The organism is Chryseobacterium sp. Y16C, assembly GCF_022488405.1.
GTDB lineage: Bacteria > Bacteroidota > Bacteroidia > Flavobacteriales > Weeksellaceae > Chryseobacterium > Chryseobacterium geocarposphaerae.
This window is the reverse complement of record NZ_CP092711.1, coordinates 3,757,000-3,782,864: the sequence shown is the minus strand read 5'-3', so window position 1 is coordinate 3,782,864 and position 25,865 is coordinate 3,757,000. Positions and strand designations below refer to the sequence as shown.

General features: G+C 34.3%; 29 protein-coding genes. 15 read left to right on the top strand and 14 right to left on the bottom strand.

All coding sequences use genetic code 11. The annotated features are described in order from the left end of the window. Nucleotides 1-57 precede the first annotated feature (57 nt). The 3 genes from MKS83_RS17130 to ruvX form a co-directional block, all read right to left on the bottom strand. Nucleotides 58-618, bottom strand: a complete 561-nt coding sequence (locus tag MKS83_RS17130) for a DUF5606 domain-containing protein (protein WP_240580612.1) — start codon at nt 616-618, stop codon at nt 58-60. Between the two features lie 76 nt (nt 619-694). After that, the gene (gene def / locus MKS83_RS17125; RefSeq protein WP_240580611.1) at nt 695-1,267 is read right to left on the bottom strand and encodes a peptide deformylase; all 573 of its coding nucleotides are present in this window, start codon (nt 1,265-1,267) and stop codon (nt 695-697) included. After that, complete coding sequence (gene ruvX, locus MKS83_RS17120; protein WP_100378297.1) at nt 1,264-1,680, bottom strand: Holliday junction resolvase RuvX; 417 nt, start codon at nt 1,678-1,680, stop codon at nt 1,264-1,266. The genes def and ruvX overlap by 4 nt, the downstream gene beginning before the upstream one ends. Before the next feature lie 115 nt (nt 1,681-1,795). On the opposite strand from ruvX, the gene MKS83_RS17115 reads away from it, so the two are divergent. Then, nucleotides 1,796-2,272 carry a SixA phosphatase family protein gene (locus MKS83_RS17115; RefSeq protein ID WP_240580610.1) on the top strand — a complete coding sequence of 159 codons (477 nt, stop codon included), beginning with the start codon at nt 1,796-1,798 and terminating at the stop codon, nt 2,270-2,272. Between the two features lie 57 nt (nt 2,273-2,329). On the opposite strand, the gene MKS83_RS17110 is transcribed toward MKS83_RS17115, so the two are convergent. Beyond that, nucleotides 2,330-3,874, bottom strand: coding sequence for a serine hydrolase (locus tag MKS83_RS17110; RefSeq protein WP_240580609.1), 1,545 nt, complete (start codon nt 3,872-3,874; stop codon nt 2,330-2,332). A gap of 56 nt (nt 3,875-3,930) precedes the next feature. Between MKS83_RS17110 and MKS83_RS17105 the strand changes: the two genes are divergently transcribed. The 4 genes from MKS83_RS17105 to MKS83_RS17090 are packed head-to-tail and all read left to right on the top strand — an operon-like array spanning nt 3,931 to nt 7,295. After that, nucleotides 3,931-5,511, top strand: coding sequence for a T9SS type A sorting domain-containing protein (locus tag MKS83_RS17105; protein ID WP_240580608.1), 1,581 nt, complete (start codon nt 3,931-3,933; stop codon nt 5,509-5,511). A gap of 48 nt (nt 5,512-5,559) precedes the next feature. After that, a complete protein-coding gene (locus MKS83_RS17100) occupies nt 5,560-6,054 on the top strand; it encodes a metallophosphoesterase family protein (protein ID WP_240580607.1) in 495 nt (164 codons plus the stop codon). Between the two features lie 11 nt (nt 6,055-6,065). Continuing rightward, nucleotides 6,066-6,560 carry a Smr/MutS family protein gene (locus MKS83_RS17095; protein ID WP_240580606.1) on the top strand — a complete coding sequence of 165 codons (495 nt, stop codon included), beginning with the start codon at nt 6,066-6,068 and terminating at the stop codon, nt 6,558-6,560. Between the two features lie 18 nt (nt 6,561-6,578). After that, a complete protein-coding gene (locus tag MKS83_RS17090; protein WP_240580605.1) occupies nt 6,579-7,295 on the top strand; it encodes a DUF3822 family protein in 717 nt (238 codons plus the stop codon). Nucleotides 7,296-7,342: 47 nt separating this feature from the next. Here the strand turns inward: MKS83_RS17090 and MKS83_RS17085 are convergent, their stop codons facing one another. Beyond that, nucleotides 7,343-8,557: an outer membrane beta-barrel protein gene (locus tag MKS83_RS17085; protein ID WP_240580604.1), complete on the bottom strand. Its 1,215-nt coding sequence runs from the start codon at nt 8,555-8,557 to the stop codon at nt 7,343-7,345. A gap of 124 nt (nt 8,558-8,681) precedes the next feature. On the opposite strand from MKS83_RS17085, the gene MKS83_RS17080 reads away from it, so the two are divergent. Next, nucleotides 8,682-9,260, top strand: a complete 579-nt coding sequence (locus MKS83_RS17080; protein ID WP_240580603.1) for an RsmD family RNA methyltransferase — start codon at nt 8,682-8,684, stop codon at nt 9,258-9,260. A gap of 60 nt (nt 9,261-9,320) precedes the next feature. Here the strand turns inward: MKS83_RS17080 and murI are convergent, their stop codons facing one another. The 6 genes from murI to MKS83_RS17050 form a co-directional block, all read right to left on the bottom strand. Continuing rightward, on the bottom strand, nt 9,321-10,151 hold the full coding sequence (gene murI, locus MKS83_RS17075) for a glutamate racemase (RefSeq protein ID WP_240580602.1): 831 nt from the start codon (nt 10,149-10,151) through the stop codon (nt 9,321-9,323). A gap of 43 nt (nt 10,152-10,194) precedes the next feature. Next, a complete protein-coding gene (locus MKS83_RS17070; protein ID WP_240580601.1) occupies nt 10,195-11,787 on the bottom strand; it encodes a DUF4139 domain-containing protein in 1,593 nt (530 codons plus the stop codon). Nucleotides 11,788-11,820: 33 nt separating this feature from the next. Then, nucleotides 11,821-12,945 carry a radical SAM family heme chaperone HemW gene (gene hemW / locus MKS83_RS17065; protein ID WP_240580600.1) on the bottom strand — a complete coding sequence of 375 codons (1,125 nt, stop codon included), beginning with the start codon at nt 12,943-12,945 and terminating at the stop codon, nt 11,821-11,823. A 51-nt stretch (nt 12,946-12,996) separates the two neighbouring features. Continuing rightward, nucleotides 12,997-13,947, bottom strand: a complete 951-nt coding sequence (locus MKS83_RS17060; RefSeq protein WP_100378287.1) for a PorP/SprF family type IX secretion system membrane protein — start codon at nt 13,945-13,947, stop codon at nt 12,997-12,999. A gap of 51 nt (nt 13,948-13,998) precedes the next feature. Then, on the bottom strand, nt 13,999-15,072 hold the full coding sequence (locus MKS83_RS17055) for an RluA family pseudouridine synthase (RefSeq protein WP_240580599.1): 1,074 nt from the start codon (nt 15,070-15,072) through the stop codon (nt 13,999-14,001). Between the two features lie 74 nt (nt 15,073-15,146). After that, on the bottom strand, nt 15,147-16,202 hold the full coding sequence (locus MKS83_RS17050; protein ID WP_240580598.1) for a PASTA domain-containing protein: 1,056 nt from the start codon (nt 16,200-16,202) through the stop codon (nt 15,147-15,149). A gap of 153 nt (nt 16,203-16,355) precedes the next feature. Between MKS83_RS17050 and MKS83_RS17045 the strand changes: the two genes are divergently transcribed. The 3 genes from MKS83_RS17045 (at nt 16,356) to MKS83_RS17035 (ending at nt 18,552) form a co-directional block, all read left to right on the top strand. Beyond that, nucleotides 16,356-17,348, top strand: a complete 993-nt coding sequence (locus MKS83_RS17045; RefSeq protein ID WP_240580597.1) for a D-alanine--D-alanine ligase — start codon at nt 16,356-16,358, stop codon at nt 17,346-17,348. Between the two features lie 2 nt (nt 17,349-17,350). After that, nucleotides 17,351-17,821: a pantetheine-phosphate adenylyltransferase gene (coaD, locus tag MKS83_RS17040; protein WP_039372174.1), complete on the top strand. Its 471-nt coding sequence runs from the start codon at nt 17,351-17,353 to the stop codon at nt 17,819-17,821. Between the two features lie 98 nt (nt 17,822-17,919). After that, complete coding sequence (locus tag MKS83_RS17035) at nt 17,920-18,552, top strand: trimeric intracellular cation channel family protein (RefSeq protein ID WP_240580596.1); 633 nt, start codon at nt 17,920-17,922, stop codon at nt 18,550-18,552. A gap of 71 nt (nt 18,553-18,623) precedes the next feature. On the opposite strand, the gene MKS83_RS17030 is transcribed toward MKS83_RS17035, so the two are convergent. After that, the gene (locus MKS83_RS17030) at nt 18,624-19,190 is read right to left on the bottom strand and encodes a tetratricopeptide repeat protein (protein WP_240580595.1); all 567 of its coding nucleotides are present in this window, start codon (nt 19,188-19,190) and stop codon (nt 18,624-18,626) included. An 84-nt stretch (nt 19,191-19,274) separates the two neighbouring features. After that, a complete protein-coding gene (locus MKS83_RS17025; RefSeq protein ID WP_240580594.1) occupies nt 19,275-19,760 on the bottom strand; it encodes a dihydrofolate reductase in 486 nt (161 codons plus the stop codon). A gap of 73 nt (nt 19,761-19,833) precedes the next feature. On the opposite strand from MKS83_RS17025, the gene MKS83_RS17020 reads away from it, so the two are divergent. From MKS83_RS17020 to MKS83_RS16995, 6 genes are all read left to right on the top strand, one after another. Continuing rightward, entirely contained in the window at nt 19,834-20,442 is a 609-nt protein-coding gene (locus MKS83_RS17020; protein WP_240580593.1) for a LemA family protein, read from the top strand. Next, nucleotides 20,442-20,870, top strand: coding sequence for a TPM domain-containing protein (locus MKS83_RS17015; protein ID WP_240580592.1), 429 nt, complete (start codon nt 20,442-20,444; stop codon nt 20,868-20,870). Before MKS83_RS17020 ends, MKS83_RS17015 begins: the two co-directional genes overlap by 1 nt. Next, on the top strand, nt 20,851-21,651 hold the full coding sequence (locus tag MKS83_RS17010; RefSeq protein ID WP_240580591.1) for a TPM domain-containing protein: 801 nt from the start codon (nt 20,851-20,853) through the stop codon (nt 21,649-21,651). The genes MKS83_RS17015 and MKS83_RS17010 overlap by 20 nt, the downstream gene beginning before the upstream one ends. A 223-nt stretch (nt 21,652-21,874) precedes the next feature. Next, nucleotides 21,875-22,396 carry an NAD(P)H-dependent oxidoreductase gene (locus MKS83_RS17005; RefSeq protein ID WP_240580590.1) on the top strand — a complete coding sequence of 174 codons (522 nt, stop codon included), beginning with the start codon at nt 21,875-21,877 and terminating at the stop codon, nt 22,394-22,396. Nucleotides 22,397-22,399: 3 nt separating this feature from the next. Beyond that, nucleotides 22,400-24,277 (top strand): monovalent cation:proton antiporter-2 (CPA2) family protein, encoded by a 1,878-nt coding sequence (locus MKS83_RS17000; RefSeq protein WP_240580589.1) that lies wholly within the window; start codon nt 22,400-22,402, stop codon nt 24,275-24,277. Nucleotides 24,278-24,376: 99 nt separating this feature from the next. After that, nucleotides 24,377-24,928 (top strand): hypothetical protein, encoded by a 552-nt coding sequence (locus MKS83_RS16995; protein WP_240580588.1) that lies wholly within the window; start codon nt 24,377-24,379, stop codon nt 24,926-24,928. Nucleotides 24,929-24,995: 67 nt separating this feature from the next. Here MKS83_RS16995 and MKS83_RS16990 read toward each other — a convergent pair whose 3' ends face one another. Then, nucleotides 24,996-25,814, bottom strand: coding sequence for a head GIN domain-containing protein (locus tag MKS83_RS16990; RefSeq protein ID WP_240580587.1), 819 nt, complete (start codon nt 25,812-25,814; stop codon nt 24,996-24,998). Nucleotides 25,815-25,865 lie beyond the last annotated feature (51 nt).

Here is a 25,865-nt window from a genome sequence, read left to right as displayed (position 1 = left end):
AAACAAAAAAACCTCGCCATTTCGGGCGAGGTCTGTATTTTAGATTCAAAGACAAAATTATCCTTGCTTTCTGTGCGTGCTTTTTGGAGCTGCTTTAGCGGCAGAAGTCGCTTTTACTTTTGGAGTTGCCGGCTTTTCTGCTTTTGGAGCTGCTTTTTTAGGAGCTTCTTTTTCTACGCTTACTTCTTCTGCAGGCTCACCTTCTAAAGTTTCAGATTCTGCTTTTACAAAGCTTTCCGGAGTGATATATCCTGCTTTCTGAAGAATATTATACCATTGAGCCAATTTCTTGATATCAGAAGCATATACTCTTTCCGTATCGTAGTTCGGAAGAGAAGCCGTCATGAATTCTTTCAAATCAGCATCAGAAGATTTATGATGAATAGCTTCTTTGTAATCGTAGTTTTTAGCAATATTTTCAAAAACTTCGAACAAAGGAACTTCTTTATCAAATGTAAACATTGCGATATTATCTAGCAAACTTACCTGGCTAGAATTACCGATGCTTACTTTTTTCTTAGTTGTAACATCTTCAATAATAAATCCGTTTCTTAATTGAGAAACTAACTTGAAAAGTCCTGGTTTTCCGGAAATTGAAATTATTTTTTCTAACAGCATAATTTTATTTTTTGTGAATATAGCAGTCGGCTAAAGGCTTCCTGCCGTTTAATATTTTTATTTTTTTATTTCAAACTTATTTTGGGAATCTCATTTTATAGTTGATACTGACATCGCCTTGTGTAATTTTAGTAAGTTTTCCCTTTACCAATTTCTTTTTTAAAGCACTTAAATGATCTGTAAACAGCGTTCCTTCTATATGATCATATTCATGCTGAATTACGCGGGCTCTAATATCGGAAAAAGTTTCTGTATGCTTAACGAAATTTTCATCATAATATTCGATAAGAATCGTACTTTTTCTTTTCACATCTTCTCTCACATCAGGAATGGAAAGACATCCTTCATTAAACTTCCATTCTTCACCGGATTCTTCAAGAATTCTGGCATTGATAAAAACCTTTTTAAATTCTGCCAATTCATCCTTAATATCCTCATAGTCTTCATCTTCTGCCAAAGGAGTAACGTCAATTACAAACAAACGAATATCCAGTCCGATCTGTGGTGCAGCCAAACCAATTCCGTTAGCACTGTACATGGTTTCGAACATGTTATCTATCAACTCTTGTAATTCGGGATAATCTTTATCTATATCCTTACCTACTTTTCTCAAAACAGGGTCCCCAAAGGCTCTTATCGGTAAAATCATCTTGTTCTTTGTTCTAAAAAATTCTGCAATATGATGGTCGCACTTACTTTATCTATTAATCCTTTTTCCTGTCTTTGCTTTTTACTTTTCCCGCTTTGGGAAATAAAAAACGAAGCCATTTTGGATGTAAATCTTTCATCGAAGCGGTTTACTTTTATCATGGGAAATTCTTTTTTAAAAATTTCTATGAATTGTAAAATATCTGTTTCCACTTCAGAAATATTTCCTTTCAAATCTACAGGAAGTCCGATTACCACTTCATCCACTCTGTTTTCGTTAAAATATTTTTTTAAAAACTCAATCAAAACAGGAGTCTGAACCGTATCCAAACCACTCGCAATAATCTGCATATCATCCGTTGCAGCAATACCACAACGGGCCTTTCCATAGTCTATTGCAAGGATTTGTCCCATAAGTCTGCAAATTTAGTAAATTTTAATGATTTTATTCTACACACAGTTTTTTTTATGAATCATGTTTTATTCCATTATTTTTTTTATAATTTTATTCTTCCAAACTACTTAAATTATGAAGAAAATCATACTCGTTAGACATGCGAAAAGCGACTGGCCGGAGGAAACCGAAGATTTTGACAGACCTTTGGCAGATAAAGGATTGGAAGATGCCATGAATATGTCGAGGTTTTTAAAAGCCAATAATATATCTATAGACTATCTGGTTTCCAGCCCCGCTGTAAGAGCATTAAATACGTGTAAGATTTTCAATCAGACCTATAATCTTAATTTTGATACCGATGAGAAATTGTATAATCCTTCGGAAAGAAATTTTGAGTCGGTGATTTACGATTTAGATGACAAGCACAATTCAGTCGCTTTTTTCTCTCATAATAATGGTATTTCAAATTTTGCCAATTCTATTTCCGAAGATATTTTTCATTTTCCGACTTGTGGCGTAGCCGGCTTTGAAATAGATTGCGATTCCTGGACCGATTTTGACGGAGCTAACAAAAAGCTTTTATTTTTTTATGAGCCAGGAAAAATTTAGAACAAAGAATTTTTTATTATATAAAAAAAAGCTCCAACAATTGTTGGAGCTTTTGTTTTATTTTCTTTTCAGATCTAAATCATCAAAATCGAAACTGAAATCGGTAACATCCGAAATCGGTTTTAATCTGGCGGATTCAGCCTTTCCTGTTTCATCGTAATCAAAAATAATGTAAGCATCTGCATCATAGCTTCTGTCATCCCATTTGATGATGAAAGAATTATTTGAATAAGGTAACAATTCTCCTTTCAGTCTTGGAGAGTTTTTACACAGAATTCTGTACGTATTTCCCTGCTGAGAAACTTCTACGTCACCGAACCATCTGTCGTTATAAGTTCCGACAAATTGTTCTGATTTCGGCTGTAAGTTTTTATCTTTTCTGAAAGCTTCTGATTTCGCAAAGGCTTCCTTCTTTTGCTTTTCAAAGCCTTCTTCCATTTTTTTCATTCGATCACCATAAGTTTTCAGCCAGTTTCTGTCTGCAATTCCCAAATAGGAATCTTTAACGGTATTGGTAATGGTATTGAAAGCTGCTCCCGATTGTTGATTGGTCAACACTACAATCCCCAGTTTCATATCAGGAATTAATGTAAACTGAGTTACCGTTCCGATCAATCCTCCAGTATGCTGAATTTGTTTGTGACCTTTAACATCACTTAAAAACCAACCCATTCCATACCCGTAAAAGCTTGTATCGTATGGATTTTTTGCTGCCACTCCGCTTGGAATCTGTAAACTCCAAAGCTGTTGAACATTTTTACCTGAAACCAATTTCCTCCCGTCTTTTGTGGTAAAATTATTTAAAAGACATTCGGCCCAAAGTGTCATATCTTTAATATTACTCATAATTCCTCCTGCAGCATTCGCTGTTTCATTCCAATCATGAGGAACAGCAATAGCCTTTCCGTCTACAGGAGCATGGGCATCGATTTTATTCGCCACTGCTTTTGCTCTGTTGTAACTTCCGAAACTTGAGGTCATTCCTACAGGTTTCATAATTCTCTGCTCGATAAATTCTGCCCAGCTCAGTCCTGAAATTCTGTGAATCACTTCTCCGGCAACAATGAACATGATATTATTATAATCCAAAGTGGTTCTGAAAGGATTTTCCGGTTTTAAATATCTTACATTATGAACAATATCGTTTACGGTTAAATTTCCTCCTTCCGGAAAAAACATTAGATCTCCCTGTCCTAAACCTAATCCGGCTCTGTGCGTCACTAAATCTTTAATGGTAACATTTTGGGAAACATACGGATCATACATTTGAAATTCAGGAATATATTTTGAAACTTTATCATCCCAGTTCAATTTTCCTTCATCTGCTAAAATTGCTAATGCTGTACAGGTAAATCCTTTTGAATTGGAGGCAATTCCCACTAAAGTATTGTCATCCATCGGCTGTTTTGTTTTCAATGAACGCACTCCAAAACCTTTTGAATAAATTAATTTACCATCTTTAATAATTCCCACAGACATACCGGGAACATCAAAAGTTTTTAGCGTGTTCTGGACCAATTCATCCAGTTTTTTCTCTTCTATTTGTGCATTGGCAATACCAACCGCCAAAAGAAAAAGGAAAAAAGAAAGTTTTTGTTTCATTTTAAAGATTTTTGCGAAAATAAGTTTTTTTATTGTAGAAATTAATTCATTACTTTTTGAAAAAAAAAATCATAAATTTGTCAGCTAAAATTATTAAACAACTTATGAAAAAATTTTTATTCGCTGCACTATTATTAAATAGCTTAAATTTATTTTCTCAATATGGAGATTTAGACTCTACATTTGGGACAGGTGGCAAAGTAGTTACATCTATTAATAGTGGTGCTGACAAAGCATATTCCGTTGCTTTGCAACCTGATGGTAAAATTATAGTCGCTGGAATGACTACAAACTCACTAACAGGGCAAGATTTTGTTTGTATTAGATATAATTCTGACGGAACCTTTGATAATACCTTTGGAACTAATGGTATTTTTACAAATGATTTTCAAACTGGCAGTGATGATGTAGTATATTCATTAGCTCTTCAATCTGACGGTAAAATTGTATTGGCTGGATATTCTGATGATGGAAGTAACAAAAACGCAGCAATATTAAGGCTAAACGCTAATGGTACCATTGACACAACTTTTGGAAATTCAGGAAAAATTCTGACAGATTTTATTACTGGTAAAGCCGACGAAATAAAAGTTATAAAAATACATCCTTTGACAGGAGCTCTTATTGTAGGGGGTACCTCTGCCACTTCGACAACCCAGTCTCAAGCGGTTATTGCGAGATACAATAGCACTGGAACTTTAGATACAACTTTCAATACTACAGGAATATATGCCTTACCACATAATACAGGTTCAGGTACATTCTATTATGTTATAGAAGATCTAGTGGTAAAACCTAATGGTAAAATCACGGCTGTAGGTTGGATTAATCAACAAGGATTACAGTGGAGTGCTAATCATATGGCATATCGATTAAATAGTAATGGGTCATTAGATACTTCATTCTCAACCGATGGTGTTATAACAGTTAACGGCAATTTTAACGCTGATGATAAATCTTTTTCCATGTTATTAAATGCTGATGACAGTTTCTTATTTAGTGGTGGAGGAAACTTAACCTCAACTAAATATGATTATTTTTTAGGTTTATATAACGCCACAGGTACATCAGTAATAGGTAAAGCTTTCTTTGATTATGGTACCCTAATTAATGATATTGCCTATGGGATGGGAGTTGACAGTACAGGAAAAATTGTAATGGCAGGATCAAGCGTGACATCTACAACAAGTTCTACATTTGGAATTTCTAGAGTGAATGCTGATTATACAATTGACAATTCCTTTGGATCTAGTGGTAAAGTAACAACTACGTTTGGTACGAATACAACAAATGAAGCATTTGACATGGCTATTCAACCTGATGACAAAATAATTGCAGTAGGATATACGGGTAATGACATTGCTATAGCAAGATATACAGGAGGTATTTTAGCAACAAATGAATCAAGTAAAATATCTACTACAGGAAAAATCTATCCAAATCCGGTAAAGACAACGATAAATATTTCAGAAGAATTAACAAAACAAGATAGCAGTTTTAATATTTATAGCTTGGATGGAAAATTATTATTAAAAGGAAATGCTCAAGATAATAAAATTAACGTCCAAAGTCTTATGAAAGGAATATATTTTATTAGGATTGGAAATAATCAAGTGATAAAATTTATTAAAGACTAAAAATTTAATTAATAAAGCTGAATATGATTCAGCTTTTATTTTACCTATATGACAAAAATCCTCCTTCTCTCCGACTCTCATTCCTACATCGATGACCGGATTTTGGCATACGCTCAGCAAGCTGATGAAATCTGGCATGGTGGAGATTTCGGAAGTATGGACGTCATTGAACAGCTGGAAAAGGTTAAACCTATAAAAGGGGTTTACGGAAATATTGACAATGCAAAAATCCGTTCTGAATTTCCGGAAGTCAATCGTTTTTTCTGTGAAAATGTCGAAGTCCTGATGGTTCATATAGGCGGATATCCCGGAAAATATAGTCCTTTGGCTAAAAAAGAAATTTCAGAAAAAGCTCCGAATTTATTTATTTCCGGACATTCTCACATTTTGAAGGCGATGTTTGATGAAAAAAATAATTTACTTCACCTGAATCCCGGAGCTTGCGGCAAACAGGGTTGGCATAAAATGAGAACCATGATGCGTTTTTTGATTGACGGTACAGAAATCAAAGATTTGGAAGTTATTGAATTGGGACCGAAATAAATTATAATAAAATGAAGATTGGAGACAAAGTTTCTGTGGTAGATGAAGATTTAAACGGAATAGTAACTTCCGTACATGGAAATATTATAGTATTTAAGGATGAATATGGTTTTACCCATCAATATCCGAAAGAAAAACTGGTTCCAAAAGTTTCAGATTTTTACGAGGCCGTAGAAGTTGTAAAGAAAGCTGAACCTAAAAAAAATATTTCAAAGAAACATCAGAGGAATCATTTGGTTTTGGATCTGCATTTTCATAATTTAGTTAAGAATCCGAATGATTACGATAGTTTTGAAAGATTATTCATTCAAAAGGAAAAACTAATGGAAACGCTTGAATTCTGTAGAAAAAACCATCTTAAAAGACTGGAAATCGTACACGGAATTGGAGACGGAACATTACAAAAACTCGTTTGGGATACTTTGGAAAGCCAGACCAATCTTGATTTTTATAATAAGGAAATACTTCATCATCAATCGGGTGCAGTAATGGTAGAATTTCACTAAATTTGCAGGAATTGAAATATGAACGTACTTAATTTACTTTTTACCAAAGACGGATTAATCTCCCAAATCGCTAAAAATAAAAGCGTTGTGGAAGAAAAGTCCTATTTTGTAGACGAAGAAACTCCGGAAAATTTCATCTCACAAAAGCTGGATGAAGTGTTGGGTAAACAAAAGTTTGACGAAATTCAGGTAATTTCAGCCCTGAACCATTTTACCTTAATGCCGGAAGGATTTTCTGAGCATGATGCAGGATTTGACTTAATTGCTTTTAACGCTCCTGTTGATAAGGAAAACGAAGAATTGATGCTTTCTGTCAACAAAAAATTCAAGGTTCAGTTTTATTATACATTCCCGAAGAATTTTTATCAGAAAATAAAAAGCTTAGGGATACCTGTCCATTTCAATTTTTCCGGGGAAAAGTTTTTAAACTCCATTCATAATAAAAGCAGCAAGGAAATTCACATTAATCTGTATCATAATCAGTGTGAGTTTTTTGCCATTGATGATAGAAAAATCATCTTATACAACAATTTGGATGTCAATTCAGAAGTTGATTTTCTTTATTTTGTAATGTTCACATTAAGTAAAATAGGTTTTGGGATCAATGAAACCAGTTTTTTCGCTTATGGTGAGACCACAGAAAATGAAACCTTTATTTCAGAGCTACAGAAATTTGTAAAGAATCTGAAAATCGTTTTCGATAATATTCCAAATAAAAATTTTATTTTAAATTAAAAAAAGGATGCAAAAATTTACATCCTTTTTTTATCTGATTATATGTTTTAAAACAAAGTATATCCTAAAATAATAGATAGGTTATTATAATCGCTTGTCATTCCTGTTCCTCCAGCCAACATATTTCTTTTAGTATATGTTCTAAATTCTACACTATATCTGTCTGCATATTTATAACCTGCTCCGAAGGCAAAATTCATTGAAGACTGAAAAGAAGGACTTGCAAATGTATAATCATATTCAACTTTTGAACCACCCAAAATCGCATCAAAAACACAGAATGCATTTAAGAAAATCTTAGATTTATTATCTAAAAACATATAATATCTTGCCCCTAAAGGTATTTCTAAAGATGAATACTTCACTTTTACCCCTCTATTAGCACTAGCATCAATAGTTTTCTCAGATTTAAAATACTGATAATTAGGCTCTAAAACAATTGCAATTTTATTATTATTAAAAGGTAAAACGAATTCAGCCTCGGCCCCAATTCTAAATCCTGTTTTATTACCAAAATCCACATTATAAAAGTCAGGCATCATCACATGTTCAATAGAATAAGAAGAAAAATTAACTCCCGGCTTTACAGAAACATGAAATAATTTTTTCTTCTGTGAAGTTTCTATATTGTAATAATTAACACTTCCTCCATCACAAGAATTTGCTTTTGTAAAGAAATCGGTTAATTCTTTAGTAGTATATCTAATTGCTATATTATCATTTCCAGCTACATCACTACAACCTTTCACTTCTTTAAGCTGTTTTTTATACTCGTTATTTTCAGCAACTTTATTTTCCTCAATTAAGTATTTCTTATAGATTAAAGGTGTAAGTTCCCCACCTTTTATCTGATAGAAAAATAACTTTGTACTTGAAGAGGTATATTCATAAAGATTGTTATTTCCTTCCACAACCTGTTTTAGGAAAACTTCTTGTTTAGTGTATTCCGGTTCTTTAAAAGAAGATAAGGAGTTGATAAAATTAGATGAGTTATCTATTTGGGTTTGGTATCTTATATATTTCACCTTATTTTCAATTCCGAAAGATGATACATTATTAATCTTGAGAAGCTCAGTATTTGACGATTCTGAAGTTTTAAATTCAAATTGGTTTGGATTATTTTTCCAATCTAAATTTTTAATTAGCCCTTCATTTTTGTTACCTTTGTTATCAACAAAATACCCTTTTTCATATTTATTTTGTCCTGATAATCCTACATTAAAAACTGTAAAAAACAAAAATGACAGTAAACATTTTTTCATAGTTATTATAATTTTTTTAACGTACAAAAATAACATATTTGCTCTCTAAAAAAATATAATTATTCATATTATTCCATTTATTCTTCTACGATTTAGTAATTTCGTAGCCTATAATAATTTTAGCATGTACAGAATAATTTCAGGCAAGTGGAAAGCCAAGAAAATAGCAGCTCCGAAGAACTTTGATGTGAGACCTACTACAGATTTTGCAAAAGAAGCATTATTTAGTATTCTGGAGAATACATATGATATGCAATCTATCTCTGTACTCGATTTATTTGCAGGAATTGGCTCTATCACCTTTGAATTTGCTTCAAGAGGATGCCAGGATATCACTTCTGTAGAAATGAATCCGAAACATACGGGTTTTCTCAATACGACTGCTTCGGAATTGGGTTTCAATTTACAGGTAAATGTCCAAAGAGGTGATGTTTTTGACTGGCTAAAAAAATTCAGAAATAAAAAGTCTTTTGAGATTGTATTTTCTGATGCGCCTTTCGAAATGGAAGAGAAAAAATACCACGAATTGATTTCTTTAGTTTTGAATAATAAATATTTAAAAGAAAACGGAATATTGGTCGTAGAACATCAAAGCAGAATGAAATTTGACCACCCTAATCTGATCGATACCCGAAAATATGGAAATGTGAGTTTCAGTTTTTTTGAGCCTAATAAAGAGGTTAATACAGAAATAACAGAATAAATGAATTTTACGTTGACTCCACAATAAAAAAGCTGTTTCTAAATGAAACAGCTTTTTTATTTATAATACTTTTAACTCTAGGTCAATGGTTTTTCCGAAGAATTTTTTTGAGATTTTCTCGAAATTCTTTGTTAGATCCGAAAGGTAGAAATGATAATTCGGTTTCGGATTGTTATCATTCAGAAGATTATATTTATCTAAAATGATTTTTAAATGATTGGCTACAATATTCGGTGAATCAATCACACGGACACGGTTTCCATAATATTGTTTAATTTCATCAATCAATAAAGGATAGTGAGTACATCCTAAAATTAACGTTTCAATATTCTTAAGCTTACTATTACTTAAATAATTATAAATAATAGCATGGGTAATCGGATGGTTTTTAAAGCCTTCTTCAATGGCAGGAACCAATAATGGCGTTGCCAGTTCATCTACCTTAATCCATTTATTATGCTTACGGATACTTTTTTTATACAATCCCGAATTCACCGTTGCCTTTGTCGCAATGACTCCAACATTATTATGGATTTCATAGGAAACTTTTTCCGCTACGGGGTTGATAACATCAATAACGGGAACCCTGCCTGCAACAGATTGCATCACTTCATCCAAAGCATTGGCAGTTGCCGTATTACATGCAATGACAATCGCTTTACAGTTCTGTTCCAATAAAAAATTGGTAATCTTTGTAGAGTACTCAATAATTGCTTCTTTAGATTTTTCGCCGTAAGGAAGATGTTTTGTATCTCCAAAGTAAATTAAATCTTCATGAGGAAGAAGCCTTTTTATCTCCTTAGCTACCGTTAATCCACCTACACCACTATCGAAAATACCGATAGGCTGGCTGGCTGAAAGATGCGAATAGTCTGGTTTTTTATTTTTCAAATCTAGCTGAAATTTTATACAAAAATAAGGAATAGAATTGTAATTAATTAAGATTACTGATTGAATAATCTTTCGGGTATCTTACTTTATAGCTTACTCTAATTTTTTTAGTCTCATTGGACGATATTTTCAGATTCCAGGTTAAAAAACCTTTTTCTTTATCTATTTCGGCTTTATCCGCTTGCAGTAATTCTATTTTGACAGATTCATCCTTACTTAAAGGAAATTGATCTTTAATTTCAATATCAATAGCGTCTTTTTTATTATTTCTAACAATGATATCATAAGTAAAGGTCTTTTCCTGATAAGAAGAAAAGAATTTTACACTTGCTTTATCATCAACCACTTCTTTACGAATGCTTATTTTTTTATCATCACCAAGAGTAATATTCAATTCATCTGTTACCTGATTAGGATTAATTCTCGTTTCCCCAATAAACATATTTTCAAAAATTACATTGGCAGAACCCGAAATCAAATTATATTTATTAAAATCCTTAACAGTAGCAATTAAATATGCATCATTTCCGGCTTTAGGTGCAGTGTAATATTTATAATCAGCGGGTATTTTTATCTGCTTAAGATTAATAAAATGATACTGATCATTAGAAAGGATATCATAAGGAACATCTGTATCAAAACTCATGTTCAGTTGATTTTCACTAATTTTTGCACTATAACCAACCACAACAACTTCTTCAATATGTGTTTCTTTAGAAATTGTATCATAGGCTCTTCTTCCCGAATTCATAACATCTTCGTACTTTTGAGATTGTAAAAACCAAGGCCTAAGAACCGGAGCAGTATTATTTCTTGATGATCTGGAATTAATTAGGGATAATTTCACCCCTTTCCAATCCAATCCTGTATCTTGTCTTAACTTCGCTTTAAAGGTCAAATCTAATGGCTCAGAAATTTTATTTCCTCTTACTTCATAAAATGGTTCCCAAGAGACGTTTTCTGCAAGATAACCAATATCAAGCTTAGCATTTGAAGCTGCACTACTCATTACTTTTAAAATCAAAACCCCATCAGAAAGATTTTCTTCCATTTCCGAATTGATTTTAAGACTACTTCTTAATCTGCCTAACTTCTTCTGTAAATCTGCTGTTTTCTTATTGATTGATGAAATGACTTCACTTATCTCAACCCTTTTATTCTTATAATAATCTGTCAGTTGCATAAGCTGAGCAACATTAGAAGTATTGCTCCCAACCAAAACAGTCTGGTTCTTATCTAAAAGTTCAAGCGTTTTATTATTTGCATCCAGTTCAATATTTGTTTTTGCTAAAAGGTTTTCTACAAGAGTGATACTATCTGTCGCTTTTTTGATTCTTGGATTTGTTTTATCCATATCATATTCCGAAACATAATCATCAGTATATTGAGCAGAAAGAATTGCAATATTCTTGTTGTTAAAATTGATTTGAAGTGATTTCTCAATTATTTCGTTGGAAATATTGGTCACCACAATTTCTGATGTTCCTGTTGGCAAAGATACATTTACGGAACTTTGTAATTCTGCTGAACTTCGGTATACATTTACAGCATTCACTTTTGCTTTTACAAAAATCGGCTTCTGGGCATACGTGAAAGTTCCAATAAAAAACAGAAGGAAAAATAATTTTAGTTTCATAGTTATATTTGTAGTCTTTTTTACACGCTCAATTTAAACAATAAATAAATCCGAAGCAATTCCATCAGCCATAAACCAATGTTTTTCCGGAATTTTCAAATGGTTGTTATCAATAATTAAGGTTCCTTCTTCCAGTTTTGTTTTAATTTCATTCTGAAAATGTTCAAGAATATTTTCACTGAATTTTTCTTTCAAGCTTGAAAGATCTACTCCCCAAACAGTTCTTAAACCAATCATAATCATCTCATTAAACTGGTCTTCCTGAGAGAGAATTTCTTCTTCTTTAGCCAGAAGATTTGAATTCAGCTTTTTAATATACTGTTGATTATTGGCAACATTCCAGCTTCTGACATCAAAACCATTGTAAGAATGTGCAGAAGGGCCAATTCCCAGATATTCTTTATATTTCCAGTAGGAGGAATTGTGTCTTGAATAAAATCCCGGCCTTGCAAAATTGGAAACTTCATAGTGCTCAAAACCATTATCTTTTAAAAAGTCTGATAGATAATAGAATTCTTTATTTTGTTCTTCTTCTTTTGGACTGACAACTTTTCCTTTCGAAATCCAGTTTTCCAAAGCTGTTTTAGGTTCTACAGTCAGAGCATAAGAAGAAATATGAGGAACTTCGAGAGCGATTGTTTTATTCAGATTTTCTTTCCAGATTTCAAGATTGGAAGTCGGTGAACCATAAATTAAATCGATACTTAGATTTTCAAAACCAAAATCCTGTGCCCTTTTGATAGAATCTTCCGCTTCTGATGCCGTATGTGCACGATTCATCAATTTTAGATCTTCTTCAAAGAAGCTTTGAGTTCCAATTGACAGACGATTTACAGGAGAGTTTGATAAGCCTTTTAAAAAATTTTTATCTAAGTCATCCGGATTGGCTTCAAGTGTAATTTCAATATCTTGTTCAAAACTAAAATATTTTAAAACTTCATCTGTTAAAGATTTAATTTCATCGGGAGAGAGAATAGATGGAGTTCCGCCGCCAAAATAAAGGGAATGCAGGTTTTTATTTTGTAACTCATCTTTTCGCAAAAAGATTTCCTTTTTCATCGCAGCCAGCATTTCATCTTTAAAGTTTAAAGAAGTGGAAAAGTGAAAATTACAATAGCTGCATTTTTGCTTACAAAACGGGATGTGTATATAAATCATAAAAAAAGCTCTGAAAAAATTCAGAGCTCAAATTTATTTAAATTAAATTGATTAATATCTATATCCTCTACGGTTAATGAAGTTATCGAAGTTATAACCAACACTTACCATAAAGCTGTTTCCTCCATAATCCTGAATATCAGACAATCCCAGGTTATAAGTAGCTCCTACCATAAATTTGTTAAATCTAACTTTAACAACCGGAGCGATTTGTAACTGCTGATTATCAAATCTATTCTGAGCAGCTCTATAGCTTACCCCGAAAGAGAAAGAGTTGATATCATTGAAGAAAGTTGCCATCAAGTTGTAATCCATCAATCTTGTAGAGTTGGTGTTCAAGTTTACCAATACTGACGGAGTGAAATACATATTATCACCTACATGCCAATCATACCCTAAGTTTAAGAAAAACTTGATTGGAGACGGCTCGTAATTGTTAACGATAGATTCGTCATTACTTAAAGCAATATCATTAACGGACACTCCCCCGAATAAGTTTCTATAGGTAGCTGCCAAACCGAAGTTAGCATATACCATGAAGATATTACCTTCTGTTCCAATTAAATTAGGATCATACCCCTGTTCAGTATTCACCTGAGTATAATCAAAATTCATATTATAAAAGTTTACACTTGTACCAAAAGAGAACTGATCTTTTCTGTCTCCTTCACTACTTAGAGGAATAAAGTAAGAAGCCCCAGCTGTAATCCCTCCTGCAGAAATAGGTCCGTTGCTATCTCTAAAAACAGAAATACCAGCACCCACTCTATCAAAGATATTAGCGTTGATCCCTACTGATTGTACGTTTGGTCCATCATTAAACTTTGAAAATTGCTGTTGGTAGTTAAGATTAAGTTGAACGTCATCTGTTTTCCCATACTGAGCAGGATTGAACAGGAAATCACCATCCAAAAGGTATTGTTGATAATATGGAAGTGATTCTTGTGCTTTGTATGCATTCGACAAAAGAGCTAAACATACGATAGCATATAGTTTTCTCATAACAAATCTTGATTTCAATTCAACAAATATAAAAAAATTCTCAATATATTTTTAGTTTTCTAAATAATTTCTCCATTTTTTTACAGCATCCGCCATATCTTTTGGCATTGGGCTCTCAAAATATAATTCTTTCTTTGTAGTCGGATGTATAAATCCTAATGTATGGGCATGAAGCGCATGTCTAGGCAGAATTTCAAATACATTTTTTATAAACTGCTTATACTTAGGAAGATTCACCCCACGAAGAGGCGTATGACCTTCGTATCTTTCATCATTAAACAACGTATGGCCAATATGTTTAAAGTGTGCTCTGATCTGATGAGTTCTTCCGGTTTCCAGTTTACACTCCACCCAAGTCATATATTTGAATCTTTCCAGTACTTTATAGTGGGTTACTGCATGTTTCCCCTGACTTCCGTCTTCATAGGTATGCATCTGCATTCTGTTTTTAGGATGGCGGCCAATATGACCTCTGATCGTTCCTTCATCATCCTGGACATTTCCCCATACAAATGCCCAATAAAGTCTTTTAGTCTTTCTGTCAAAAAATTGCTTTGCCAAAAAGCTTAAAGCATATTCATTCTTTGCTATAACCAATAACCCCGAAGTATCTTTATCGATTCTGTGTACCAACCCCACTCTGTCAAGATCGGATTTGGAGCCATTTTTTTCAAAGTGAAAAGCCAATGCATTTACCAAAGTTCCGTCCCAATTTCCAAATCCGGGATGCACTACCATTCCAGGATCTTTATCTACCACAATAAGGTCATCATCTTCATAAACGATATTAATCGGAATATCTTGTGGAATAATTACATTTTCTCTCGGAGGATGTGCCAATAATACAGAAATCTGATCTCCCGGTTTTACACGGTAGTTCTGTTTTACTGCGGCTCCGTTGACAATAACGTTTCCGGCTCTGCAGGTCTGGGAAATTTTATTTCTTGAAGAGTTTTGACGAAAAATTAATAAAAACTTATCGATTCGTAAAGGCTCCTGACTTTTATCAACAGTGAGATTAAGATGTTCATACAATCCTTTATTTTCTTCATCAATATCAATATTATCAATACTGTCCGTATTTAATAATTCTTCTTCTAAAAAATCTTCGTTATCTTCTGTCATTGTTTTATAATTTTTTACACAAAAGGCTTCAACATGGTGAAGTTGAAGCCTATAGTTTTATAGCAATCGTAATATTATTGAATAATTACCTTTTCCTTTTTAGTCTTTGGCTTTTCAGCGGGTTGCTGTGCAGTTCCCTTGTTATTACTTCCTGTTGTTTTTGTCTTGTCATCCGTAGAAGTAGTCGGTTTTACGGTTGTACTTTTCTGAGTTTCTGACTTGGCTGGTTCCGGTTTAGGAGTCTCTTTTTTAGGAGCTGGAGCCAGCTCTTCAATATGAGCGGGCTCTACAGCTACTTCTTCGTACCTTACAGGAGGAAGAGCTGTGTCTACCTTCATACGGTACATAGAATTAAGCTGGTCTATTTTATTTCTTAATTCAGCAGGCGTTTTTTTACTTGCCCAAAGATCAATCTGCATTCCCTGATCCCGGACATCTCCCGCTCCCGGATCCTGATAATACACAATATCAGACTCATCTTTACCTCCGTCTTCAAATTCTACCACTCCCGGTTCAAACTTGCTTCTTAAAATAAGTGCTTTTGCCTCTTTTACTGTTAGCCCAACAACATTCGGAATCGCAATGTTTCTCATAGGTCCTGAACCGATTACCACATCAACGATGGAGAATCTTGGCAATTTCGTTTTAGGCTTTACTTCCACTCCTTTAAACAGGACTCTAAGAACCGCATCTTTCTGAATACTAGGCTCATATATTGTATCACCTACTTTTAAACCTACCTGTTCCAATCTTTGGAAAGCCAGTCCTGAATATTTATTAATGACATCCGGAAGAGCAATTGCAGCCCAGGTTTTAGGATTCACTTTCAATCTTACCGTTCTTCCGTCTTTTACACGGGAACCTGGTGAAGGGAATACCTGAAGAACCTGAAATGGTCTGAATTTCGGATCGTATTTTGAACTGTCCACTTCATACTCCAATCCTGTATCATCCAATATTTTTATTGCTTCATGTACGGTTTTATTAACCACATTGGGAACAGGAATTTCCTGACCATGATTAGTATGATATTCCAACCAACGGAAGGTAAGCCACACCAACCCCACAAAAACACCGATGGCTACTAATAAATTCAGTAAAACTTTCCAATTGAAAAGTGATTTAAACATACTTAAAATGACTTTAATTATAACGGCAAATATAGCTAATAATTTTAGAATGTACTTTTATTTAACACAATTCATTCAGATTTTAAAATTTCTTATTTTCCCGGCTTAGATTCCATAAAATCATTAAATTTGCTTCATTGATACTATATAGATATGAGCAAAAAAAATGTTGCCGTAGTAATGGGAGGCTATTCTGACGAATACGTTGTTTCCTTAAAAAGCGGTCAATTGATCTATGATTCTTTAGACAGAAACTTATACAATGTATACAAAGTAGTTATCCTCAAAAATGAATGGTATTTTTTGGACGAAAATGATAAAAAATACAGCATTAATAAAGGTGATTTTTCAGTCGCATTAGATAATAATGAAACATTACAATTTGATGTCTGCTTTAATATCATCCACGGAACACCCGGAGAAAACGGAATCCTTCAGGCGTATTGGGATGCTATCGGACAAAAATATACCGGCTGCGATTTTTACCAAAGCGCTTTAACATTCAATAAAAAAGATACATTAGCAGTACTTTCAAAATATGGAATTCCTTCCGCAAAAAGTGTTTACTTAAGAAAAGGAGAAGAAATCAATGTTGATGAAATTATAGAAAATCTTGGACTTCCGGTTTTTGTGAAGCCTAACCAATCAGGATCTTCTTTAGGAATTTCAAAGGTTAAAGAAAAATCTGAGTTGATAGCTGCAACAGAAATTGCATTCAAAGAAGATGATGAGATTTTAATCGAAAGCTTTCTTGACGGAATGGAAGTTTCAGTGGGTGTAATTGATTTTAAAGGAGAAACGATTGTTCTAGGAATTACAGAAATCGTTCCTCAAAACGAATTCTTCGATTATGAAGCGAAATATGAAGGTGCTTCCGAAGAAATTACTCCGGCAAGAATTGATGACGAAACCAGGCTGAGAGTAGAAGAAATTGCAAAAAGAGCATATAATTCTTTAGGAATGAGTGGTTTCTCAAGAAGTGAATATATTCTCATGAACGGAATTCCTTATATGCTGGAAATGAATACAAATCCTGGATTCTCTCCGGCAAGTATCCTTCCTCAGCAGGCAAAAATCTACGGAATCTCTATTACCGATCTTTGCGGAAATGAAGTTGAAAAAGCGTTAGCCAAAAACCTGAAATAGTTATGAAAATTGCTGTTTTCCCGGGATCTTTTGATCCTATTACTCTAGGACATTACGATATTATTGAAAGAGCAGCTCCGCTTTTTGATAAATTAATCATTGCCATTGGCCAGAATTCTCAGAAAAAATATATGTTTCCTCTGGAAAAAAGGATAGAATTTATTCAAAATTCCGTTGCAGAATTCCCCAACGTAGAAGTGGATTTCTTTGAAGGATTAACTGTAGATTATTGTTTTGAAAAAAATGCTCAATACATTATCAGAGGCTTAAGGAATCCTGCAGATTTCGAATTTGAAAAAGCCATTGCCCATACCAACAGAACATTGGCCCACAAAAAACTGGAAACTGTATTTTTATTGACCTCATCAGGAAAATCTTTCATCAGCAGCAGCATTGTAAGAGAAATCATCAACCATGGCGGAGAATATGAACTACTGGTTCCCGATTCCGTTAGAGTTGAAAAAGAAAAATAAAAAAAATTTCAATAAGCTTTAAATGATAGTTGAAGAATGGTAGAAAATTTGCTTAAAAAGAAATCATTCATCAACTATCATTTATTTTTTTATAAAATATGCACGAACAGTTCAATTTTGCTATAGAAGTACTCGGAACGATTTCCTTTTCCATGTCGGGAAGCTTTGCCGCCATGCAGAAACGCCTTGATCCTTTTGGAGTCCTTATTATTGCATTCGTGACTTCTGTTGGTGGCGGAACTGTAAGAGATTTATTGCTCGATATTCCGGTCTTCTGGATGCATGATCTCCTGACTTGTGCGTTGATTATCCTGACCAGTATTTTCACTATGATTTTTAAATCTCTTGAAAAAAACTTTCAGGTTACCTTATTTATTTTTGACAGCTTCGGACTTGGATTATTTACAATAATCGGGATTCAAAAGGGGTTGCATGTCGGTATACATCCTTTGATCTGTATTGGTCTGGGAACGATTACAGGGTGTTTCGGAGGGATTATCCGGGATATTTTACTCAACAGAATTCCTTTAATCTTCAGAAAAGAAATCTACGCAACAGCCTGTATTGTGGGTGGTTCCATATTTTTACTGTTAACAAAATTTACTCCTCTTTCTTTTACGGTTATTCAGATTTTTACCATTTTATTGATTGTAGCGATCAGAACTTTAGCCGTAAAATACCATTGGCAGATCCCGAAATTCTACGGGTATAATAATGATGCTGAAATGTGACATTCAAATATAAAAAAGCACCTGAATTCAGGTGCTTTTGTTTTATAAATCGATTCCGAAAATTCTTTTAATTAAAAGAATTTTCCTCTGTTTCTCATATGAGGATTATGCATATGCTTCTGCATTGTTGGCATTTTCAGCTGATCTTTCATCATTTTGATCTGATCCGTCATCATTCCTGCGCTGTCTAACCTCTTGGCTTCTTCCAATAGCTTTTGCCCTTCCTGTTTTCTTCCTTTAGAAATTGCTGCAGCTGCAAGGTTCAAGGTAGCCATTGCTCTGTCGTGCTTCATATTCAATCCATATTCCAAAGCTTTTCTCATTAAAGGCTCCACTTTTGTCGGGTGATCCTGAGCCTGTGTTAATCCTAACAAATAATGATAATATCCATATTGGGATTTATGAAGCTGAGTTTGATAATTGGTAATGCTTTGCAGCCAAACAGCCGCCTTTTCCATATTTTGTTTTCTTAATTGCCAGAATGCCAAAAGAATATATTCATTTTTAAAGAAAAGTAAAACAGGTGCAGCAGCAACAACAACCAAAACAATACCCCAACCGATGTTTCTGTTCATCATCAGATAAACTGCTATTGCAATAATAATCGCAGAGATTACGAACTTTATGTACTTATTCATTTTTAAATTTTAGAAGTGCAAAGATAAAACATTTAAATATTAGATACCAGAAGTTGGAAGACAGATTCTCTCAACTATTCACTCTTAAATTTTTTCGTACGTCTGAAAACAAAAATCGTATTGATTTTTTTCATCTTTCTCATGGCAAGTCTCCTCCACCTTTCTCCAGACTTTAGGATCAATTTTCGGAAAATAAGTATCGGCTTCCAAATCTGCTTTCACTAAAGTTACCTCCAGTCTGTCAACAACATCCATGGTCTGTGCATAAATATTGCCTCCCCCGATAATGAAAACTTCCTCATCAATCTTTTTTGCAAATTTTACAGCTTCTTTAATGCTTCCGACAATTAAAATCCCTTCCTCAAACCAGTCTTTTTGTCTGGATACAACAATATTGGTACGGTTAGGAAGCGGTTTTCCGATACTCTCGTATGTTTTTCTTCCCATGATAATCGGGTGCCCCGAAGTCAGATCTTTAAAATGTTTTAAATCTTTCGGAAGATGCCAAAGCAATTGGTTTTCAAAACCGATTTCGTTTTTCTCTCCCATTGCCACCACTATTGTTGTCATTCAAATAATTTTCTGCAAAATTAGCACATAATTTGTATATTTGGTTAGGACAAGAATTTAAAAAAATTAAACTATGAAAAACAAGGGCTGTCTGAGCGCCGGAACCATCGGTATTGCTCTACTCATTATTGTTGCTGTATTATTTTTCTGGGGTAAAAGCGGATATAATAATTTCGTAGCTCAGGAGCAGGAAGTTATTACCAAATGGGCCAATGTAGAAACCGTGTATCAAAAGAGAGCGAATCTTATTCCGAACTTGGAAAGAACCGTAAAATCTTATTCAAAATTTGAACAGGAAACCCTTACAAAAGTGGTTGAAGCCCGCGCGAAAGCAACGTCTATCAATATTGATCCAAGCAATATGACCGAACAGGATCTTGCAAGATTCCAGGCTGCACAAGGAGAATTATCCGGATCTTTAAGCAGATTAATGGCTGTTGTAGAACAATATCCGAATCTAAAAGCCGATCAGCAATATATTAACTTCCAAAGAGAATATACTGCAATCGAAAACAGTATCAGAAGCGAAACGGTATATTATAATCAGGCTGTACAGAAGTATAATACTTCAATTAAACAGTTTCCTAACAATATTCTGGCAAACTTTACAAATTTCAAAGAAAAGCCTGCATTCAAAGCTGAAGCAGGAGCTGAAAAAGCACCTGAAGTATTCTCAGAATAATGAAAAGTTTTCTTACAGATCAGCAAATAGCTTCCCTGGTGGAAGCTATTCAATCAGCAGAAGAACATTCTACCGGTGAGATCAGAGTGCATATTGATTCGAATACAGAAAACGACAATGCCAAAACGGCGTTTAAAATTTTCGAAAAATTATGCCTCAATAAAACTACCGAGAAAAATGCGGTGCTTTTCCATGTAAATTTTGAACAAAAATACCTTACCATTATTGGTGATACGGGAATTCATGAGAAAGTACAACAATCTTATTGGGATCATCTGCATGATTATATTACCGCTGAGTTTGCTAAGGGAAACTATTATAAAGCCTTGAAAAGTGCGATTCTGGAAACAGGGCTTGAACTTAAAAAACATTTTCCCGTAACCGGAGAAAATCCCAATCAATTATCTAATGAGATTACATTCTCTTAAAATAGTATTTTCATTCTTACTGCTATGCTTTTACGGTCTTGTATCAGCACAGTATACTATTCCCAAAAAGCCACCAATTCTTTATCCTGTTTATGATGAAGCCAATTTATTAAGCCAGCAGGAAAAAGATAAGCTGAATGACAAACTCATCAAATTTGCAGATTCTACCTCTACGGAAATTGAGGTTATTATCATCCCTTCAACAAAGGGAGAAGATGTCAACTTTTTAGCCACTATGTTTGGTGAAAAATGGGGAATAGGAAAAAAAGATATTGATAACGGAATTGTTTTTTTAATTGCAACCGAAGACCACACTATGTCGATCCAGCAGGGACGAGCTGTTGAACAATACCTAACCGCATCAGTTGCAGGGCAGATTTTAGATTATATCGTTACTCCTCATTTTAAAAAAGGTGAATGGTATGAAGGAATCAACCTGGGGACTTCTGCTTTAATGGAAGCCGTTCAGGGAAAATTCAAACCTATTGCCAATCAGGAAAGCGGTGACGGAAGTGTTTTAAAAATACTGCTTATTGCTTTTGTCATCTTTATTATTCTTGCTATTCTTTTCGGAAGCAGAGGAGGTGGAAATGGAGGGAATTCTGACGATGATGACGTGCTTATTACCAGAAGAGGGAGAAGAAATTATCCGGGAGGTTTTTTCCCTTTCCCAGGGAGCTTTGGAGGCGGTGGATTTGGAGGCGGCAGCTCTGGTGGTGGATTTGGAGGTTTCGGCGGTGGCGGAAGCTTTGGCGGTGGTGGTGCATCAGGAGGATGGTAAATTATACAAAATCAAATAACCATTAAGGTAAATAAAAATCGTTCAATTATGAGCGATTTTTTCATTAATAAAAACAACAGGATTAAAGAAAACAAAATTTAACCTGCCATTTTTTAGTTTATTTTAACATAAACATCTTTTTTAATATTAAAAGATCAATAAACTAACATATAACCCGCCTTTAATTCAAAAAAAAATTATTAAATTTACTGAAAACAGGTTTATGAAGAAGACGTTGGTAGTTTTTGCACATCCTTATCTGGAGCACTCCAATTCTAATGTGGAGCTCATCAATTTCTATGTCCGTCATCAACATTTTACCCTCAGAGATCTTTACGAAGAATATCCTGATTTTCATATCGCTGCTTTTCGCGAAAGAAAAAGACTCAAAAACTATGACCGTTTTGTCTTTCAGTTTCCTTTGATCTGGTTCGGAATCCCTCCTCTGCTGAGACTTTGGATTGATGAAGTTTTTGATCGCGACTGGCTGAAAGAAGGAGAATATAATCCGTTGGAAAACAAAGAGGTTTACATCTTGGTAACAACTGGAGGAAAAGAAAGATCTTTCAGCAGACACGGAACTTATAAATATACTGTTGAAGAGCTTATCAGTGGTCTTATCGTTTCGTTAAATGTTTTTAAAGCCAATCTTAAAAATATTAAGATCGTTTACGAAGCTAATAAATTATCAAAAAAAGATATCATCCTACATAAGCAGAAATTTACAGAACTTTTAAACCAATAATGTATGGAATCCAGTTTAGCAATGAATACCCTTATTTTTTTAGGTGTTGCCATTATTATGGTTCCGCTGGTAAGGAAATTTGGATTAAGCTCTGTGATTGGATATCTCGCTGGAGGAATTATTATCGGCCCTTATGTTCTTAAACTCACTGGTAAAGATGTAAATGACATTATGCACGCCAGTGAATTTGGAGTGATCATGCTTTTATTTCTGGTCGGGCTGGAACTGGAACCCAGGAAATTCTGGGAAATGCGAAAGAAAATTATTGGGCTGGGTCTCACACAAATGCTTCTGACCACTTCCCTCCTTTTTTTAGTTTTTATCTGGGCTGATTGGAAAATCGACAAAGCTTTTGCCATTGCGATGTGTTTTGCACTATCTTCTACTGCTATCGTTCTACAGACTTTACAGGAAAAAAACAATTTAAAAACACTAGCCGGAGAAGCTTCATTCTCAACACTTTTATTTCAGGATATTGCCGTGATTCCTATTTTGGCAATTTTACCGCTTGTTGCTAATTATAAAGCAAGGCATCACGATAACGAAATCCAGGTTCTTATACAGACGCTTCCGGAGTGGATGCAGTTTGCAACCGTAATTCTGGGTGTTGCGATGTTGATTTTATTGGGGCGCTATGTTTTTGTTCCCTTTTTAAGATACGTTTCAAAATCCGGAATGACGGAGCTTTTAACAGCCTCTTCCTTATTCCTGGTGATTGGTGTTTCAGAATTGATGGTTGCAATTGGCCTTTCTCCCGCTTTAGGAGCGTTTCTTGCAGGGGTAATGCTCGCCAACAGTGAGTTCCGCCATGAATTGGAAGCACAGATTGATCCTTTCAAAGGATTATTGCTTGCTGTATTTTTTGTAAGTGTAGGTTCTACCATGAATTTTAATATTATTCAGAAAGATCCTGTCTTTATTTTCAGTACTGTTTTTGCCGTTTTAAGTATAAAATTTATTGTTTTATTTTTTATCGGGAAGTTTTTCAAAATTGATACTCCCCAAAGCTTATTTTACGCTTTTGCTCTTTCTCAGGTGGGAGAATTCGCTTTTGTATTGATTAATTATGCTTCAAGCCTTTATCTGATAAATCCGGAACTCAATGCACAAATGATGGCCGTAACAGCAATCACAATGTGTATTACACCATTGCTTTTAATTATCAATGATAAAATAATCACCCCTAAATTCATCAAAGAAGTCCCTGAGCAAGACAGTGATTTTAACATTCTGGACAATACTATTTCCCAGAAAAAAATCATTATTGTCGGTTTTGGACACTTTGGAAGTACGGTAGGACGATTGCTTAAAGCCAATAAAGTAGCGGCAACCGTTTTGGACAGAGATTCGGACCGTGTGAAGCTATTAAGGAGCTACGGCTTCAAGGTGTATTACGGAGATGCTACAAGGCTTCCTATTTTAAGAGCTGCAGGAATTGAAGACGCTGAGATTCTGGTTCTTTGCCTTGATGATCCTGATGATAACAAATTCATTGCAGAGCTTGTACGGGAACACTACCCTAAAGTGAAAATCTTCGTCAGAGCGAAAAACAGAATTGATGCCTATAGCTACCTCAACAACGGAATCGACAATATCTACCGTGAAACACTCGGGACTGCGGTTGATATGGCAGTAGACGTTCTGCACGAAACAGGCATGAGAAAATATGCAGCCAGAAGGCTTGGACAGAGATTTATGGCAATTGATAAAGCTTCGGTAAGAAAATTAGCCAAAATTAAAGAAGAAGGCGATGATCTTAATCTTTTTACCACAAAAGAAATCCTTCAGCGGGAGGAAGAATTATTAGCTTATGATAATCTTAATTTCGACACCCGGAACTGGGAAGGTTCTTCAACGGCAGATGAGGAAGATGAAGACTAAATCTTATTTCCTGTACACTCTTTTAAAAATCTAAACTTAAATTAAAAGCAATTATTAAAAAAGTCCATACATTTGAGAAATAGGTATAATTTTCAAAAAATGAGCGTAGATAAACGTATTTTAGAGAAACAATCCAATCAAGAATTGGAACAATATATTCTCCCTCAAAGTAAACGGGTTGATGACGCAAAAATTTACGCTTTTGAAATACTAAAATCAAGAGGCTACGAATTCAGTCCGGAACAAATGGAAAGAAATCAGGAGCTGATAAATACTAAGACGGAGAGAAAAAATATAATTATTCATCCCAATTACAAAAGATCAGCGGAACTTATTTATCTAACCGGGGCGCTAGGAATCGGAAATTTAATCTGGCATTATGAAACACTGGATAGCGGGATAAAAATATTTATAGCTCTTGTTTCCTTAGCCTTTATGCTTGGAATCGGATATTTAATAAGTAGAGGAAATGAATGGATCAAATATGTACTTTTAGTATTATTCGCCCTAGGACTTATCGGCATTATTTTTATAATTGCCAATCTGGCAAAAGATCCTGTTACCGGGGTTATAAATATTGTACAAACACTGTTACAGATCTGGGCTTTGGTTTTATTATTTAAAGTCCCTAATAAAAAAGAGAATCCATAAATTATAATAAAAAAATAAATCCTTCGCTGTAAGTTCGACGAAGGATTTATTTTTATCATTAATTATTCTACTCAATCGACACACTTCCGCCACTGCTCTCTTCTTTCGTTACAGAAGTTACATTTCCTTTTTTATACACATTTACACTTCCCCCCGAAGAAGCTTCCGCTTTAATGGATGAAGAAGCACTGATCTGTACACTTGCCCCGCTTGATGCATCTGCATTTACGTGATCGGCAATAAGTTCTTTAGCCGAAACACTGCTTCCTGAAGAAGAACTTACCTCCGCATTTTTAGCTTTTCCTGAAATATCAATACTTGCTCCTGAAGAAGCATCAATATCCAGATCAACAGCCCATATTTTTCCGCTAAAATTACTGCTGCTGTCCATAGAAATATCAAAGTCATTTGCTTCTAGACTTCCCGAAACGGATGCAGCACTAGAAACTTCAATATGCGTTTTTTCTTGAGTGAATTTATCTTTAACCGTAATACTTGCCGCTGAATTTGCATTCAGTTTTGAAAAATCTTTGGTATAAATTTTTGCAGAAACATTGTGGCTGTTCATTACTCGTATTCCTTTTTTGTAATGGATATGAAGACTGCCTCCATTAATATCTACTAATACCTCATCAATAATATTCTGAGGAGCAGAAATCACCACTTTCTCAACATCTGATTTTATAATCTCAGCATCTATAGCCTGCGAAACTTCAATTTCATCAAATTCGCCTGTTACTTCCTTTTGTTTAATAGGTCCATTATCTTTTGTAATAACTTTTTCTACCCAACCGCTTTTTTCTTGTTCTCCGTTTCTTCGATCATGCTTCCCGCATGAAGCTAATAACAGGAAAGCCGAAAAAATAAAAATAGTTTGTGATCTCATGTTTGGTTCTTTTATAAATTTTAGTTTTAATATCTTTATACTTTTAATAAC